At 60.5% G+C, this 16458-nt stretch carries 14 protein-coding genes and 1 pseudogene; 5 read left to right on the top strand and 10 right to left on the bottom strand.

What is annotated here, in order from left to right:
* Positions 1 to 120 precede the first annotated feature (120 nt).
* The 3 genes from AB4O36_RS24355 (at position 121) to AB4O36_RS24345 (ending at position 2003) form a co-directional block, all read left to right on the top strand.
* Entirely contained in the window at positions 121 to 396 is a 276-nt protein-coding gene (locus AB4O36_RS24355) for a polyhydroxyalkanoic acid system family protein (protein WP_460118846.1), read from the top strand.
* A gap of 211 nt (positions 397 to 607) precedes the next feature.
* Entirely contained in the window at positions 608 to 1030 is a 423-nt protein-coding gene (locus tag AB4O36_RS24350; RefSeq protein WP_460118845.1) for a phasin family protein, read from the top strand.
* 10 nt (positions 1031 to 1040) lie between these two features.
* On the top strand, positions 1041 to 2003 hold the full coding sequence (locus AB4O36_RS24345; protein WP_460140449.1) for a phasin family protein: 963 nt from the start codon (positions 1041 to 1043) through the stop codon (positions 2001 to 2003).
* 98 nt (positions 2004 to 2101) lie between these two features.
* Here the strand turns inward: AB4O36_RS24345 and AB4O36_RS24340 are convergent, their stop codons facing one another.
* From AB4O36_RS24340 to AB4O36_RS24295, 10 genes and pseudogenes are all read right to left on the bottom strand, one after another.
* The gene (locus AB4O36_RS24340; protein WP_460118841.1) at positions 2102 to 2722 is read right to left on the bottom strand and encodes a TetR/AcrR family transcriptional regulator; all 621 of its coding nucleotides are present in this window, start codon (positions 2720 to 2722) and stop codon (positions 2102 to 2104) included.
* A 58-nt stretch (positions 2723 to 2780) separates the two neighbouring features.
* Positions 2781 to 4463 carry a class II poly(R)-hydroxyalkanoic acid synthase gene (gene phaC / locus AB4O36_RS24335; protein ID WP_460140448.1) on the bottom strand — a complete coding sequence of 561 codons (1683 nt, stop codon included), beginning with the start codon at positions 4461 to 4463 and terminating at the stop codon, positions 2781 to 2783.
* A 111-nt stretch (positions 4464 to 4574) separates the two neighbouring features.
* Positions 4575 to 5429 carry a poly(3-hydroxyalkanoate) depolymerase gene (phaZ, locus tag AB4O36_RS24330; RefSeq protein WP_460118838.1) on the bottom strand — a complete coding sequence of 285 codons (855 nt, stop codon included), beginning with the start codon at positions 5427 to 5429 and terminating at the stop codon, positions 4575 to 4577.
* Between the two features lie 93 nt (positions 5430 to 5522).
* Positions 5523 to 7202 carry a class II poly(R)-hydroxyalkanoic acid synthase gene (phaC, locus tag AB4O36_RS24325; protein WP_460118836.1) on the bottom strand — a complete coding sequence of 560 codons (1680 nt, stop codon included), beginning with the start codon at positions 7200 to 7202 and terminating at the stop codon, positions 5523 to 5525.
* A gap of 250 nt (positions 7203 to 7452) precedes the next feature.
* Positions 7453 to 7830 carry a gamma-butyrobetaine hydroxylase family protein gene (locus AB4O36_RS24320; protein WP_460118834.1) on the bottom strand — a complete coding sequence of 126 codons (378 nt, stop codon included), beginning with the start codon at positions 7828 to 7830 and terminating at the stop codon, positions 7453 to 7455.
* A gap of 136 nt (positions 7831 to 7966) precedes the next feature.
* Positions 7967 to 9301 carry an ATP-dependent protease ATPase subunit HslU gene (hslU, locus tag AB4O36_RS24315; RefSeq protein WP_460118832.1) on the bottom strand — a complete coding sequence of 445 codons (1335 nt, stop codon included), beginning with the start codon at positions 9299 to 9301 and terminating at the stop codon, positions 7967 to 7969.
* A 55-nt stretch (positions 9302 to 9356) separates the two neighbouring features.
* A complete protein-coding gene (gene hslV, locus AB4O36_RS24310) occupies positions 9357 to 9887 on the bottom strand; it encodes an ATP-dependent protease subunit HslV (protein ID WP_003186641.1) in 531 nt (176 codons plus the stop codon).
* A 237-nt stretch (positions 9888 to 10124) separates the two neighbouring features.
* A pseudogene (locus AB4O36_RS24305) lies at positions 10125 to 10811 on the bottom strand (SPOR domain-containing protein); the annotation flags it as partial.
* A gap of 12 nt (positions 10812 to 10823) precedes the next feature.
* Entirely contained in the window at positions 10824 to 12560 is a 1737-nt protein-coding gene (argS, locus tag AB4O36_RS24300) for an arginine--tRNA ligase (RefSeq protein ID WP_460140447.1), read from the bottom strand.
* Positions 12561 to 12768: 208 nt separating this feature from the next.
* Complete coding sequence (locus tag AB4O36_RS24295) at positions 12769 to 14988, bottom strand: primosomal protein N' (protein WP_460140446.1); 2220 nt, start codon at positions 14986 to 14988, stop codon at positions 12769 to 12771.
* Positions 14989 to 15274: 286 nt separating this feature from the next.
* Here AB4O36_RS24295 and rpmE point away from each other — a divergent pair, with 286 nt between their 5' ends.
* Positions 15275 to 15493, top strand: a complete 219-nt coding sequence (rpmE, locus tag AB4O36_RS24290) for a 50S ribosomal protein L31 (protein ID WP_008025207.1) — start codon at positions 15275 to 15277, stop codon at positions 15491 to 15493.
* Between the two features lie 35 nt (positions 15494 to 15528).
* Positions 15529 to 16320: a thermonuclease family protein gene (locus tag AB4O36_RS24285; protein WP_460140445.1), complete on the top strand. Its 792-nt coding sequence runs from the start codon at positions 15529 to 15531 to the stop codon at positions 16318 to 16320.
* Positions 16321 to 16458 lie beyond the last annotated feature (138 nt).

The raw sequence follows: 16458 nt of genomic DNA, 5'->3' as shown, positions 1-16458 counted from the left end.
AATCCCGGTGGCCGGCTTTGTCTTGGCAAGGCTGCAGGTAAGATAGGCAATCACTGGGACGTTTTGCCGCATCGGCGGTCAATATGCCCAAGTAGCGTACCCATAAACAGGAGTCATTTGATGGCCCGTATTACTGTTGAACGTGCCCACGACCTGGGCAAGGAAGCGGCCCGCGAGAAGGCTGACAAGCTGGCGCAGAAGCTGTCCGATCAGTATGGCCTGGAGCCGCAATGGTCCGGCGACACCCTGAATCTCAAGCGTTCGGGGGTTAAAGGCGCGGTGCATGTGGCGGATGATTCGATCCGCGTCGAAGTGGAGCTGGGCCTGATGATGTCGGCCATGAGCGGCATGATCAAAGCGGAAATCGAGAAGGCGCTGGATAAGGCGTTGGTGTAACCGACTCGTGAGTTGAATACTTTCCCTGTGGGAGCGAGCAAGTCGAATCGTCGCACTGCCGCTCCCACAGGATCACCATCATCTCCTACATCCCCGTCCATTGTTTTGTGTCAGTTGTTAGGGTGCCCTTTCTAATTATTCTCCTTACGTTGTGCATGAGCCCGACTCTTTCCCGGGCAGTTCCTCAAACCTTCTGCGCGTGAGGTGCACCATGGCCAAAGTAATTTTGAAGAAAAAAATCGACGCTTCGACAACGGCTCTGAGCGACGTGAAATCCTATGCCCGCAAGATCTGGCTGGCAGGCCTGGGCGCCTACACCAAGGTCGGTCAGGAGGGCAGCGAGTACTTCCAGGAGTTGATCAAGGAAGGTCAACTTGTTGAAAAGAAAGGCAAAAAATTAGTTGCCGAAAAACTTGTAGCGGCTAATACCGAGATCGATGAAGCCAAGAGTGAAGTGAGCACTTTCAAAGGCAAGGTCGAAGTTCAACTCGATAAAGTAGAGAAGGCTTTTGACTCGCGTGTCGCAAGTGCCTTGAATCGTATCGGCATTCCGTCTAAACATGACGTTGAGGCACTCTCTGTCAAGCTCGATGAGCTGACGGCATTGCTCGAACGCGTCGCGCGTAAATCTTAAGGAGAACGGGATGGCTGGTAAAAAGAACACCGATAAAGAAGGCAGCTCGTGGATTGGGAAAGTCGAAGACTACTCCCGCAAGATCTGGCTGGCTGGCTTAGGCGTGTACTCGAAGATCGACACTGACGGCAGCAAACTCTTCGATGCATTGGTCAAAGACGGCGAGAAAGCCGAGAAGCTCACCAAGAGCGCTGTCGGCAAAGGTGTCGATGCCGCCAAGGATTCCGCGTCCTCGGCTAAATCTCGCATCTCCGGTGTGAAAGACCGTGCACTGGGCAAGTGGGACGAACTGGAAGGTGCTTTCGACAAGCGCCTCAACAGCGCGATTTCGCGCCTGGGCGTACCGAGCCGTAATGAAGTCAAGGCGCTGCACAGCAAGGTCGATACCCTGACCAAGCAAATCGAAAAACTCACCGGTGCCAAGGTTGCACCTGTAGCGGCCAAAACCGCTGCTGCCAAAACTGCTACCAAGACGGCTGCCAAGCCTCTGGTAAAAGCGGCGGCCAAACCGGCTGCCAAGCCTGCCGCAAAAGCAGCCGCCAAGCCGGCGGCGAAAACCGCAGCGGCCAAACCTGCAGCTACCAAGGCAGCGGCCAAACCCGTTGCCGCGAAAGCGGCAGCAAAACCTGTAAAACCTGTGACCAAGGCAGCCGCCAAGCCTGCTGCCAAACCGGCAGCCGCAGCGGCTAAACCGGCTGCGAAGCCAGCCGCGAAACCTGCAGCAAAACCCGCTGCCAAGACTGCGGCTGCCAAGCCGGCCGCCAAGCCTGCGGCAAAACCTGCCGCTGCGAAAAAACCTGCAGTGAAAAAACCGGCGGCGCCGAAAGCCGCTGCCGCAAAACCAGCAGTGGCTGCCGCCAAACCGGCAACCCCGGCGACTGCGGCCAGCACCACCAACTCCGCTGCCGCTCCAACGCCTGCTGTCACCCCGACTGCCGCGCCAGCTTCTTCGACGCCAACCAGTCAGTCCTGATTCCAGGGCTCAAGAAAACGCCCGGCCTGCGAAGGTCGGGCGTTTTTGTTTATGCGTGAGTCACTGCTTTTTACCTGTAGGAGCGAGCATGCTCGCTCCTACAGGGGATCTTCGAGATATTGCAGCGCCATCTGCTCGGTTGCGGCCTTGATCGGCGGCAGCAGGTGCGGGGCCACCAGCATCATGATCTGGTAGACCACCAGCCTGACCTCGCCCACGCGATCGATGATGCGCTGATAGTCCAGCGAGAACAGCAGCGTCAGGGTGATCTGCTCCACCAACTGCCCTAATGCCTGTGTGTCGCTGACCAGTTGCCCTTGCGCCTTCAGCCTTGCCAGCAAGGACGCCAGCGTGCGTTTGAGTGCGTTGAGCAGGTTGCGTATGCCTTTGGCCAGTTTCGGCAGGCGCCCGGCCAGGTTTGACAGGTCCTGGAACAGAAACCGGTAATGCGCCAGGCGCTCGACGATCAGGTGCAGGAACAGCCAGTAATCTTCCGGTGCCAGTTCCACATCGCCAGGTGGGTCGAGCAGTGGCGAGAGCTCGGCCTGGAAGCGCTCGAACAGTCCGAGGATCAGCGGTTCCTTGCCGTGGAAGTGGTAATAGAGGTTGCCCGGGCTGATGCCCATTTCGTTGGCAACTTCCATGGTGGAGACGTTCGGTTCGCCCTTCTGGTTGAACAATTGCAGGGCACATTCGAGGATCCGGTCGCGGGTTTTCATCCAGTCTTCTTAATGTCAGGTCATGCCACGGCCAGTCCTGGCCGTGGTGCGTTGAGCGTCAGCGCACTCGCACGTAAGTGCCGGGTGCCGCTTCCATCGGTGGATAATTCTGGTTGCCCAGAGCCATGTGGGTGTCCTTTTGTGCGCCCGAGCGTTCCTGAATCCAGGCCAGCCATTGCGTCCACCAACTGCCTTCGACTTGCTTGGCATCGTAGTACCACGCACGCGGGTCGCTGCTCAGTTTGGTGCTTTCGATGAAATTGGCTTTCGGGTTGGAAGGTGGGTTGAGGATGCTTTGCACATGGCCACTGTTGGCCAGCACAAAGCGTCGCTCGCCACCCAGCAGCAGCGTCGAGCGATACACCGCATCCCACGGCGTGATGTGGTCGTTGATGCCGGCGACGCTGAAACTGTCGACGGTGACTTTCTGCAGATTGATGGGAGTGCCGCATACTTCGAGGCCGCCCGGGTGGCCCAGCGGGTTGTGTTTGAAGAAGTCCAACAAGTCGCCGTGAAGCGCTGCCGGCAGGCGCGTGGTGTCGTTGTTCCAGTAAAGGATGTCGAACGCCGGCGGCTCCTTGCCCAGCAGGTAGTTGTTGACGAAGTAGCTCCAGATCAAGTCGTTTGGGCGCATCCAGGCGAACACCCTGGCCATGTCGCGACCGTCCAGCACGCCTTTTTGATAGGAGCGCCGCTTGGAGGCTTCCAGCGTCTGTTCGTCGGCAAACAGGGTGGCAGGGCTGTCCATCTGGCTGTCGAGCAGGCTCACCAGATAGGTTGCGCTGCTCACTCGGCGAATCTGCCGCTTGGCTTGCAGGTGACCTTGCAGTGCGGCGATGGTCAGTCCGCCGGCGCACGCGCCCATCAGGTTGACCTCACGGGCGCCGGTGATCGCCCGGCACACGTTCATCGCCTCTTCCGCTGCCTCCACATAGCTCGACAGGCCCCATTCGCGATGGCGAACATCCGGGTTGCGCCAACTGATCATGAAGGTCTGCAGGCCGTTTTTCAGGGCAAACTGGACGAAACTGTTGCTCGGGCTCAGGTCGAAAATGTAGTACTTGTTGATCTGCGGCGGCACCACCAGAAGCGGTGTGGAGTATTGCTTCTCGCTCATCGGCTTGTACTGGATCAGCTCCAGCAGCTCGTTGCGAAACACCACCGAACCATGGGTGGTCGCCACGGTTTTACCGACCTCGAAGGCCTGCTTGGTCACTTGTCTGGGCAGGCCGTCGTTGTGCAGGAAGTCATCGACCAGATGACTGATGCCGCGAACCAGGCTGTTGCCACCCGAGTTGAAGATTTCCTTGACCGCCAGTGGATTGAGCAGGGTGTTAGACGGCGACACGGCATCGCTGAGCAGGGAAAATACAAAGTGGGCGCGGAGGCGATCGTCAGGGGGCATGTCGCTTTCGTCGATCCAGCTACTGACCTGTTTCTGCCAGCTCAGGTAGGCCTGCAGGCTGCGGCGATAGGACGGATTGAGGCTCCAGGCCGGGTCGCTGAAACGACTGTCACGAGGGTTGGTTGGGTGCAGGGTTTCGCCCAGCAATACGCGCCCCAGTTGTCCGCCCAGTTTCAAGGCATGCCTGGCGCTGTGCATTGGATTGCGCAATCCGTGTGCAGCCACGCTGCGCAAGGTCGAAACCAGATCCCGACCACGCAAACCGGTGATGGCGCTCTGTGCGTTGATGAACGCGGCGGGAGTGGGCGAAAACTCCCTTGCTGGCTTGTCGCGCATGACTCAACACTCCTTCGTCTTCAGGCCAAAACAAACACCGAACCAGAACACCATAGACGCTGTTACGGGTTGTTGCGCGGCGTGGCCTCCTGCCCGCCGATAGGCAACGGGCTAACCGCCCAGTGGTGCTGGATGGGGATGCATCACGGCGCGTTGCCGTTCCTCCTCGAGGAACTTCATGATGATCGGCGCCACGGCTTCGGCGCGGGTGATCAGGAACAGATGCCCGTCGTCGATGATGTGCAACTGAGCATTGGGAATGCGCCAAGCCAGCATGCGCATGTTGATCAGCGGGATGAGCGGATCATCGTCGCCGGCCAGCACCAGGGTCGGCTGGTGGATCTTGTGCAGCCAGTGGATGCTGGTCCAGCCGAGGCCGGCGAACAGCTGCCAGTAATAACCGAGCTTGCCAGCCGAACGGACTTTGGCGGCGTGACTGGCAGCCAGGGTCGGGTCGCGACGGAACGACCCGCCGTAGATCATCGGAGCGATGCGGATCACGTGCGACGGCTGGATATAGCGTCGTGGGCTGGCCATCATCCACAGCACTTTCGGTTTGCCCGGCACCATCACTGCACCCGCCGCCGTGGCGGCCAGCACCAGCTTTTTGCAGCGTTCCGGGTAGTCGTGGGCGAACTGCTGAGCGAGGGCGCCGCCCCAGGAGACGCCAATCACGTTGACTTGCCCGTAGTCGAGATAGTCGAGCATGCGCGCCGTGAGCTTGGCGAGGCCAGGAAATCGGTACGGTCGGCTGGGCGTTGATGAGCCGCCGACGCCGGGGACGTCGAACGCGATGACTTCGAGGTCAGGGTCCAGCGCGGCGACGAACGGAAACACCAGCTCCAGGTTGGCGCCGATGCCATTGAAAATCAGCAAGGGCGTCATGTGAGATTTGCCGGGGCGCACCGCCGTCCGGAGGGTCTGGCCATCCAGGTCTACGGTACGAAAAATGTACGGTTGCGGCATGGTCAGGCCTTTTGGGGCAGTGAAGAGCAGCCACAAGCTGCAAGCCGCAAGCAGGTCATGCTCAGCTTGCGGCTTGTAGCTTGCGGCTCGCCACTATCTTTCATGTACGTAAGTCCCCGGCGCGGCCTCGCCCGCCGGATACGCCTTGTTGCCCAATTTTACCGGGGCCTTCTTCATTTCGCCCGAACGGGCGGCCTGCCAGGCCTGCCAGTGCAGCCACCAGGAGTCGGTATGCTTGGTAGAGTTTTCCTGCCACTCTTCGGCCGACGTCGAGGTCTCGGTGTTGGTCATATAACGTGATTTCGGGTTGCCCGGCGGGTTCAGGATGCTCTGGATGTGCCCGCTGCTGGACAGCACGAACTCGACGTTGCCGCCGAACAGTTGCGCCGACTTGTAGCAGCACTTCCACGGTGTGATGTGATCGGTGGTGCCCGCCAGGGAAAAGATGTCGGCCTTGACCTGCTTGAGGTCGATCGGCGTGCCGCACACTTCCAGTGCGTTGGGGCGAATCAATGGGTTGCTCTTGAACATTTCGATCAGGTCGCCGTGAAACGCGGCGGGCAGACGCGTGGTGTCATTGTTCCAGAACAGGATGTCGAACACCGGCGGCTCGTTGCCCAGCAGGTAATTGTTGACCCAGTAGTTCCAGATCAGGTCGTTGGGGCGCATCCAGGCGAAGACTTTCGCCATGTCTTTTCCTTCCAGCACGCCGGCCTGGTAGGAGTGTCGCTTGGCCGCTTCCAGGGTCTGTTCGTTGACGAACAGGGCCACATCGGTGTCCAGAGTGGTGTCCAGCACGCTGACCAGCAGGGTCAGGGCGTTGACCTTGTTCTCGCCGATTGCGGCGTAGTGGCCCAGCAACGCGGTGCACGTGATGCCGCCGGAGCAGGCACCGAGCATGTTCACGTCTTTACTGCCGGTGATCGCGGTGACCACGTCAACCGCTTCCTTGAGCGCCTCGATGTAGGTCGACAGGCCCCACTCACGCTGTTCCTTGGTCGGATTGCGCCAGCTGACGATGAAGGTCTGCACGTTACTGCGCAGGCAGAAGCGTGCCAGGCTTTTTTCGGGGCTGAGGTCGAATACATAAAATTTGTTGATTTGCGGCGGCACCACCAGCAGCGGGCGTTCATGTACCTGCTCAGTGATGGGCTTGTACTGGATCAGCTCCAGTACGTCGTTGCGGAATACCACCGCGCCCTCGGTCACGCCCAGGCTCTTGCCGACCTCGAAGGCGCCCATGTTGACCTGGCTGGGCATACCGTTGTTGTGCACCAGATCCTTGGCCAGGTGCGACAAGCCATCGAGCAGGCTCTTGCCACCGGTTTCAAAGAAGCGTTTTACAGCCGCCGGGTTGGCTGCGCTGTTGGTCGGGGCCATGGCCTCGGTCATGAGGTTGATTACAAAGTGCCCACGGCTGACATCGTTGGGCGACAGGCTGCTGTCGTCGATCCAGTCGTGAAGCTCCTTGCGCCACGCCAGATAGGTTTGCAGATAACGTTTGTAGAGCGGATTCTGGCTCCAGGCAGGGTCAGCGAAGCGACGGTCATCGCCTGCCGGTTGCAGCTCAGACTTGCCGAGCAGGACATTCTTGAGCTCCAGGCCGAAATGCGCGACGTGCTTGGCGCTGTGAATCGGTTGCTTGATCGCTTGCCTGAGTACCATTCGAGCAGAGGCCAGTAGATCCTTTCCACGCAGCCCAACGACAGGATTCAACCCCAGGGTGTTTTCCGAGGCCTGAAACTTCAAGTCATCGTTATTCTGTTTACTCATCTACGACGCTCCATTGTCCTGAGACGAGTACCCGGTCCTGCTGTGTAGTCACACAGCGAATGCCTGGTACTACTGCTCGGGTGACCGTTGATTCTGCGATTGCACATCAAGGCGCACTGCAGGGAACTTGCCAGCTCCATTGGTTACCCGAGTTTAATTTTTTTCGCAAGCAGGCCAATGAGTGGCCTCGCGGCCAAACATTCAAACAAATGAAATTAGAAAATGCCCTCTAATGAGCAAGAGGCACAGGCTAGAGCATCAGCTTGACTACCGACTCGCTGGGGTCGCGGCTCTTGCCGGCGCTTTTCAGTTCGGCGAGATAATCGTTCCACAGATCCTCCTGACGAACGCCCAACTGGTACAGGTAGTCCCAGGTGAACAGCCCGCTGTCGTGGCCGTCGTCGAAGGTCAATTTCAGTGCGTACTGGCCGGCCGGCTCGACCTTGGTCAGTCCTACGCCGATCTTGCCAAATTGCAGGATAGGTTTGCCGTGGCCCTGGACCTCGGCGGAGGGGGAGTGCACGCGCAGGAATTCAGCGGGCAGGTGATGCTCCTCGCCCGAAGCGTATTTCAGCGACAGGGTTTTCGAGGCTTTGTGCAGTTTGATGTCGGTGGGGAGTTGGGTCATGGCCAAAATTCCGCGGGGAATGGAACCCTGTAGGAGCGAGCATGCTCGCGATGGTCGTCAACGATTACGCTGGCTGTCTGACTGCCCGTGTTGTCTGGACATCCATCGCGAGCATGCTCGCTCCTACAGGTCTGGCTTACAGGATATAACGGGACAGGTCTTCGTTCTGCGCCAATTCGCCCAGATGGCTGTTGACGTACTCTGCGTCGATCTCGATGACCTTGTCGTCATGGGCGCTGGCCAGGTCGCCAGCGCTGAACGAGACCTCTTCGAGCAGGCGTTCGAGCAGCGTGTGCAGGCGACGCGCACCGATGTTCTCGGTTTTCTCGTTGACCTGCCAGGCGATCTCGGCGATGCGCTTGATGCCGTCCGGCTTGAACTCGATGCCCAGGCCTTCGGTTTTCAAAAGCGCGCAATACTGCTCGGTGAGCGACGCATGCGGTTCACTGAGGATGCGCTCGAAGTCTTGCGGCGACAGCGCCTTGAGCTCGACACGAATGGGCAGACGACCCTGCAGCTCGGGCACCAGGTCGCTCGGTTTGCTCAGGTGGAACGCGCCAGAGGCAATGAACAGGATGTGGTCGGTCTTGACCATGCCCAGCTTGGTATTCACGGTGCAGCCTTCGATCAGTGGCAGCAAATCGCGCTGTACACCTTCACGGGAGACATCGACACCGCCGGCATTGCCGCGCTTGGCGACCTTGTCGATCTCGTCGATGAACACGATGCCGTGTTGCTCGACTGCTTCCAGTGCCTTGGCTTTCAGCTCTTCATCGTTGACCAGGCGGCTCGCTTCTTCATCGCGAACCAGTTTCAGCGCTTCCTTGACCTTGAGCTTGCGGCTCTTGCGCTTGCCCTTGCCCATATTGGCGAACAGGCTCTGCAACTGATTGGTCATCTCCTCCATGCCCGGTGGCGCGGAGATATCGACGCCTGCCACTTCGGCGACTTCGATTTCGATCTCCTTGTCATCCAACTGGCCTTCGCGCAGGCGCTTGCGAAACAGTTGGCGGGTATTGGAATCGGTCGACGGCGCGGCTTCTTCATTGAAACTGCGAGCCGGTGGCAGCAGCGCGTCGAGAATGCGCTCTTCGGCGGCGTCTTCGGCGCGGTGGCGAACCTTGGTCATTTCCTGTTCGCGAAACAGCTTGATCGCGGCGTCGGCGAGGTCACGGATGATCGATTCGACATCGCGGCCGACATAGCCGACTTCGGTGAATTTGGTCGCTTCGACCTTGATGAACGGCGCATTGGCCAATTTGGCCAGGCGACGGGCGATCTCGGTTTTGCCGACACCGGTCGGGCCGATCATCAGGATGTTCTTGGGCGTTACTTCAACGCGCAGCTCTTCAGGCAGCTGCATCCGACGCCAGCGGTTGCGCAGGGCAATGGCGACGGCGCGCTTGGCATCGTCCTGGCCGATGATATGGCGGTTGAGTTCGTGGACGATTTCGCGGGGAGTCATGGACATAGTAATTGACGGTCCTCAAGCAGAAACAAGCCGTGGCACAGGGGCCGCGTCAGGCTTATTCAGCGAGATCCTGCTCCTCAATGGTCTGGGTGTGGTTGGTGAATACACAAATGTCGCCGGCGATGCCAAGGGCGGTCTCGACGATTTCACGGGCCGACAAATCGGTTTTCTTCAGCAGGGCGCTGGCCGCAGCCTGTGCATAGGCGCCCCCGGAACCCATGGCAATCAGGCCATCTTCGGGTTCGACCACATCGCCGTTGCCGGTGATGATCAAGGAGGCGTCCTTGTTGGCGACGGCAAGCATGGCTTCGAGGCGGCTGAGGGAGCGATCGGTACGCCATTCCTTGGCCAGTTCGACGGCGGCGCGAACCAGGTGGCCCTGATGCTTCTCGAGCTGGCCTTCGAAGCGTTCGAAGAGGGTAAAGGCGTCAGCGGTGGCGCCGGCAAAACCGGCAATGACCTGACCGTGGTACAGACGGCGAACTTTCTTCGCATTGCCTTTCATCACGGTATTGCCAAGGGAAACCTGGCCGTCGCCGCCCATGACGACTTTGCCGTGGCGGCGAACTGAAACGATGGTGGTCAAGGGAGAGTCTCCACGCAGCGGGGCGAAAATGCCTTCTGCAAACTCATATGGGGGTGGTGCGGGGGATTTCAACTGCGGGGTGGGGGAGGGGACGAGTGGTGGTCGAGGGAGGGGTGCGTTGTGTGGGCGGGCGCCATCGCGGGCAAGCCCGCTCCTGCAGTGGATAGTGTGAATCCACAATACCCTGTGGGAGCGGGCCTGCTTGCGATGAACGATAACGCGATACAGCTGGAAGAATCAGCGGTTCTGGCGTTGTTGTAACAACAGGTTGCTAAATCCGGCCCCAGCCAATTGTTTCTGCGCTGTGGTCAGTTGTTCACGATTGCTGAACGGCCCGACCAGCACCCGATACCAGGTCTCGTCTTTAACCGTGCCAGATTCCACCGCGACCGCCTGCCCCAACAGAATGATCTGCGCCCGCACCTTATCCGCATCGGCTTCCTTGCGGAATGAACCCGCTTGCAGGAAATATTTGGTCACCGGTGCTGCCTTGGCCACCGGTGGGGCTGGCGGCGGCGTGATGCCAGCCAGCGCAGCCTGGGCGCGTGCGGTATCGATTTTCGCCGCTTCCGCTGGCGTCACCGGCGTAGTCGGCACGGCTGGCGTCGGCGGGGTTTTCTCAGGTACGGCATCCGGCGGCACAATGACTTCCGACTCCGGCAGCAGGGTGTAGAAGTCGTACTTGGGTTTTACCGGCTGCGTGGGGCTCGGCGGCGTCTTGTTGGCTTCGGCGATCCTGGTCGCTTTCTGCTGTTCGATTTTCTCGCGCTTGACGCTGTCGCTGCCCTTGCCCGGCTCCAGTTTCATGAGGAACACGATGAATGCGCCGACCGTCAGGCCGATGGCCATCCACAACCAACCCGGGATCGGTTTTTTCGCTGGAGCTTGGTAACGGCTGGCGCCACGCTTGGGTGCAGGTTTTTCTTGGCAGCCAACTTACATACGCTCCAGAGTTTCCAGACCCAAGAGTTCCAGGCCTTGCTTGAGGGTGCGACCCGTCAGCGCAGCGACGCGCAGGCGGCTCTGCATCTGAGCTGGGGTATCGGCGCTGAGAATCGGGCAGTTCTCGTAGAAGCTGGAGAACAGGCCGGCGACATCGTACAGGTAGGCGCATAGGGTATGCGGCGTGCCCTTCTCGGCGACGTTGTTGAGCACTTCGCTGAATTGCGCCAGTTTTGCGGCCAATTCCAGTTCCTGGGCGGCTTCGAGGACGATGTGGCCGTCGACTTCGCTGAACGTCTTGCCGAGCTTGCGGAACACGCCAGCCACGCGGGTGTAGGCGTACAGCAGGTACGGCGCGGTGTTGCCTTCGAAGTTGAGCATCAGGTCGAAGTTGAAGCTGTAATCGCTGGTGCGGTGTTTCGACAGGTCGGCGTATTTCACCGCGTCGATGCCCACCACCTTGGCGATGTTGCGCAGCTCGGTTTCGGCCAGCTCCGGATTCTTGTCCTTGACCAGCGTGTAGGCGCGTTCCTGGGCTTCGGTCAGCAGGTCGATCAGCTTCACGGTGCCGCCATCACGGGTCTTGAACGGACGGCCGTCGGAACCGTTCATGGTGCCGAAGCCCATGTGTTCCATGTCCATCGGGTGCGTGACGAAACCGGCCTTGCGTGCCACGGCGAACACTTGCTGGAAGTGGAGGGCCTGGCGCTGGTCGACGAAATACAGCGCACGATCGGCCTTGAGCTTGCCGCTGCGATAGCGCACGGCTGCCAGGTCGGTGGTGGCGTAGAGGTAGCCGCCGTCAGCCTTGACGATGATCACGGGCAACGGATCGCCGTCGGCATTCTTGAACTCGTCGAGGAACACGCACTGCGCGCCGTTGCTCTCGACCAGCATGCCGGCGGCCTTCAGGTCGTTGACCACGTTGATCAGGTCGTCGTTGTAGGCGCTTTCGCCCATCACGTCGGCCATGGTCAGTTTGACGTTCAGCAGCTCGTAGATTTTCTGGCAGTGGGACAGCGAGATGTCCTTGAACTTGGTCCACAACGCCAGGCATTCGGCATCGCCGGCCTGCAGCTTGACCACCAGGCCACGGGCGCGGTCGGCGAATTCTTCGGATTCGTCGAAGCGCTTCTTGGCGGCGCGATAAAAGTTCTCCAGGTCCGACAGCTCTTCGCTGGTGATCGGGTTTTCCTGCAGGTAGGCCATCAGCATGCCGAACTGGGTGCCCCAGTCGCCTACGTGGTTCTGGCGAATCACCTCGTCGCCGAGGAATTCCAGCACGCGAGCCACGCCGTCGCCGATGATGGTCGAGCGCAAGTGGCCGACGTGCATCTCCTTGGCCAGGTTGGGGGCCGACAGGTCGACCACGGTGCGCTGGGCCGGGCCGGCCTTGCGTACGCCGAGGTGTTCGTCGGCGAGGGCGGCGTCCAGGCGTGCAGCCAGGGCCTGGGTGTTCTGGAAGAAATTCAGGAAGCCAGGACCGGCGATTTCGACCTTGGATACGTTTTCGTCGGCGGGCAACGCGGCGATGATTTTCTCGGCCAGGTCACGTGGCTTCATGCCGGCCGGCTTGGCCAGCATCATGGCGATATTGCTGGCGAAATCGCCGTTTTTCTTGTCGCGCGAGTTTTCCACCTGGATCGCCGGCGACAGGCCTTCAGGCAACACACCTTCGTTGACGAGTTGGGTGATGGCTTGTTGGATCAACTGGCGGATGGTGTCTTTCATGGTCTTCTCTTTCGACCGCAGGCGCGGCGGCGCATCATGCGCTGGTGGAAAAACTGGGCATTATCCGTTGCCGAGGCGGGCTTGCCAACCTTAGCAGGTGGGTTGGGGATGTGTGGTGACTATTCGTCCCAAATCGCGGGCGAGCCCGCTCCTAAAGGGGGCGAGCTCTACTGTAGGAGCGAGCATGCTCGCGATAGCCATCTTCAGGTCAATACAAATCCACAGGGTCAACATCCAAAGACCACCGCACCGCCCGCCCACTCGGCATCTGCTCCAGCACCAGCAACCAGCTGGCCAGCAGCCGATGCAGCGGAGCTCGTGCCGTGGCCTGCAACAGCAACTGCGCGCGGAAGCGCCCGGCGCGGCGCTCCATGGGCGCCGGCACCGGCCCCAACAGTTCAATGCCGCCCAGATTCTGCTCGGCGAGCAAACGCTCGGCCTCGCTGCAGGCTTCATCCAGGAAGCCTTCGGCCTGACCCGGTTTGTGCGCCTCGGCGCGCAGTAAAGCCAGGTGCGCGAACGGCGGCAGGCCGGCGGCGCGGCGCTCGCTCAGCGCCTGTTCGGCAAAGGCGAAATAACCCTGCTCGGTCAATTGCACCAGCAGGGGATGGTCAGCGAGGTGGGTCTGGATGATTACCCGGCCCGGTTCCTCGGCCCGTCCGGCACGGCCAGCGACCTGCACGATCAACTGCGCCATGCGTTCGCTGGCGCGGAAGTCGCCGGAAAACAGCCCGCCATCGGCATCGAGAATCGACACCAGGGTCACCCGCGGGAAATGGTGCCCCTTGGCTAGCATCTGCGTGCCCACCAAAATACAGGGCTGGCCTTTTTGAATGGTCGCGAACAGTTGGTTCATCGCGTCCTTGCGCGACGTACTGTCGCGGTCGACGCGCAGCACCGGGTAATCGGGAAACAGAATGGCCAGCCGCTCTTCGGCGCGTTCGGTGCCGGCACCCACCGGGCGCAAATCGACCTTGTCGCATTTCGGGCACTGTCGTGGCGTGCGTTCGACATAACCGCAATGGTGGCAGCGCAGTTCACCGTAACGCTGGTGCACGGTCATGCGCGCATCGCAGCGCTGGCATTCGGACATCCAACCGCAGTCGTGACACAGCAGGGTGGGAGCGAATCCTCGGCGGTTGAGGAATACCAGTACTTGTTGCCCGGCGGCCAGGGTCTGGCCGATGGCCTGCTGCATCGGCCCGGAGATGCCGCTGTCCAGTGGTCGGCTTTTGACATCCAGGCGCAGGAATCGTGGCTGCTTGGCGCCACCGGCGCGCTCGTTGAGGCGCAGCAGACCATAACGGCCGGTGTAGGCGTTGTGCAGGCTTTCCAGGGACGGTGTGGCGGACCCGAGCACAATCGGGATGTTTTCCTGCCGCGCGCGGACCAGTGCCAGGTCCCGGGCGTGATAACGCAGGCCTTCCTGCTGCTTATAAGAGCCGTCGTGCTCTTCGTCGATGATGATCAGGCCGGGATTTTTCATCGGTGTGAACAGCGCTGAACGGGTGCCAATGATGATGTCGGCCTCCCCGTCCCGGGCGGCGAGCCAGGCGTCCAGCCGCTCGCGATCATTGACGGCCGAGTGGAGCAGGGCGATCCGGGCATTGAAGCGCTGTTCGAAGCGCGCCAGGGTTTGCGGGCCGAGGTTGATCTCCGGGATCAGCACCAGGGCCTGCTTGCCGGACTCCAGGGTTTCACGAATGAGCTGCAAATAGACTTCGGTCTTGCCGCTGCCGGTGACGCCGGCCAGCAGGAACGCGTGATAGCTGTCGAAACCGGCGCGGATGGCCTCGTAGGCCGCGCGTTGTTCGGTGTTGAGCGGCAGTTCCGGTTGGGCGAGCCAATGTTCGTGGCGCACGCCGGGCGCGTGCCGACGGATTTCGACCTGGACAAGTTCCTTGGCCAGCAGCAGATCAAGGCTGTCCTTGCTCAGCATCAACTTGCTCAGCAGTGCGTGAGCAACGCCGTGGGGGTGCTGGGCCAGGGTCGCCAGCGCCTCACGCTGACGGGGTGCCCGGGCAATGCGCGGGTCATCCAGGCGGGCGCCGGGGGCGGCGGACCAGAACCGCTCCTGGCGTGCTTCGGCCAGCTCGCCCTGACGCAACAACACCGGCAGCGCCCAACTCAGGGTATCGCCCAGGCTGTGCTGATAATACTGGGAGGTCCACAGGCAGAGTTTGAATAGCGCGGGTGGCAGGGGCGGCGTCGCATCGAGCAGGGCCAGCGCCGGCTTGAGCTTTTCTGCCGGGACTTCACTGGTATCGGCGACTTCCACCAGAATCCCGATCATCTCCCGCCGACCGAACGGCACCCGCAGGCGCATGCCCGGCTGCAATTGGGCGCGCGGGACCCCGGCCGGGGCGCGGTAGTCGAACAGGCGGCGCAGCGGCGAAGGGAGGGCGAGGCGCAAAATGGCGTCGGGCACGCGGGATCTCGATAAACAGGTGAAATTGGGCGCGACCTGATTCTGTAGGAGCGAGCTTGCTCGCGATGGCGTCGGGTCAATCAACCGGATGTTGAATGTTCCGGCCTCTTCGCGGGCAAGCCCGCTCCTACAGGAGTCTGGGGTGCTTTGGGCCGGGAGCCTAGCAGACGGTCGGTAGAAGGGACAGCTTGCGCGAATGACATTGTCTGGTAGAATCCGCGGCCTAATTACGTGCGGTATTCAACAATAGTGTTGGGTGGCGGCACGCTAGCCTGAGGAAAACACCATGAAAGCTGATATCCATCCAGAATACCCAGCAATTGCTGTTACCTGCAGTTGCGGCAACAAGTTCGAAACTCGTTCGACCTTCGGCAAAGCCCTGGCGATCGACGTTTGCAACGAATGCCACCCGTTCTACACCGGTAAGCAAAAGACTCTGGACACTGGCGGCCGCGTACAGCGCTTCGCCGACCGTTTCGGTGCTTTCGGCGCGAAAAAGGCCTAAGGCCTGTCAACTTGGGAAGCCGTTACGGTTTTTCCATGCTGATGAAAAAGGCGTCCCTTGTGGGCGCCTTTTTTGTGTCCGCGATTTGGCTCTCCGCTGCCCAGGCCTTCTGCCCGGCACCGAGTGGCCTGGCTTCGGTCGTGGTTCAGCGGGTAGTGGATGGCGACACCCTGCGGCTCGAGGATGGCCGCAGCGTACGCATGATTGGCTTGAATACCCCGGAGCTGGGCAAGAAAGGCCGCTCCGACGAGCCCTTCGCCCTGGCCGCGCGCAAACGGCTCGAAGCATTGGTGGCCGCCAGCGACGGGCGGGTCGGATTGTTACCCGGTAAAGAAAGCAAGGACCGTTACGGCCGGACCCTGGCCCATGTCTTCGGTGCCGACGGCGCCAATCTTGAAGCAAAAATGCTCGCCGAAGGCCTGGGATTTCTGGTGGCGGTTGCCCCAAATGTTGATTTTGTCGACTGCCAGCAAGCGGCGGAACGCAGTGCGCGCAAGGCTGGGCTCGGCTTATGGCGACAGTCGCCTGTGCTGAAAGCGGATCAGATCAGCGCGTCTGGTTTTGCGGTGCTCAGAGGACGTGTGAGCAAGGTTCAACGCAATCGTGGCGGAATCTGGATCGAATTACAGGATTCGATTGTGTTGCGTGTTGCACCCAATCTTCTGGATCGCTTCGATGCGGCGTCGCTGGAAAACCTGAAAGGCAAGCAAATCGAGGCACGCGGCTGGGTACTGGACCGCTCGCGCCGCGGTGGGCTCAAACAAGGTCAGGCACGCTGGATGTTGCCACTGACTGATCCGGCGATGATCGAAGCGGTCCCTGGCTAAAAAATTGTAGACATTTTTAAAGGCGATTGTGAACAGTGCGCCCCTTGTGTTCCGTGGCTCTTGGCCCAAAGTCGTAGAGCAGGGCGCTTGACAGGGGTGACCGGTCAGTCTTGTGGGGACTTTGCGAGGCGCGTATCC

Source organism: Pseudomonas sp. S2_E01, assembly GCF_054668365.1.
Note: the sequence above shows the minus strand (reverse complement) of the source record. Positions and strands in the feature narration are given on the sequence as shown.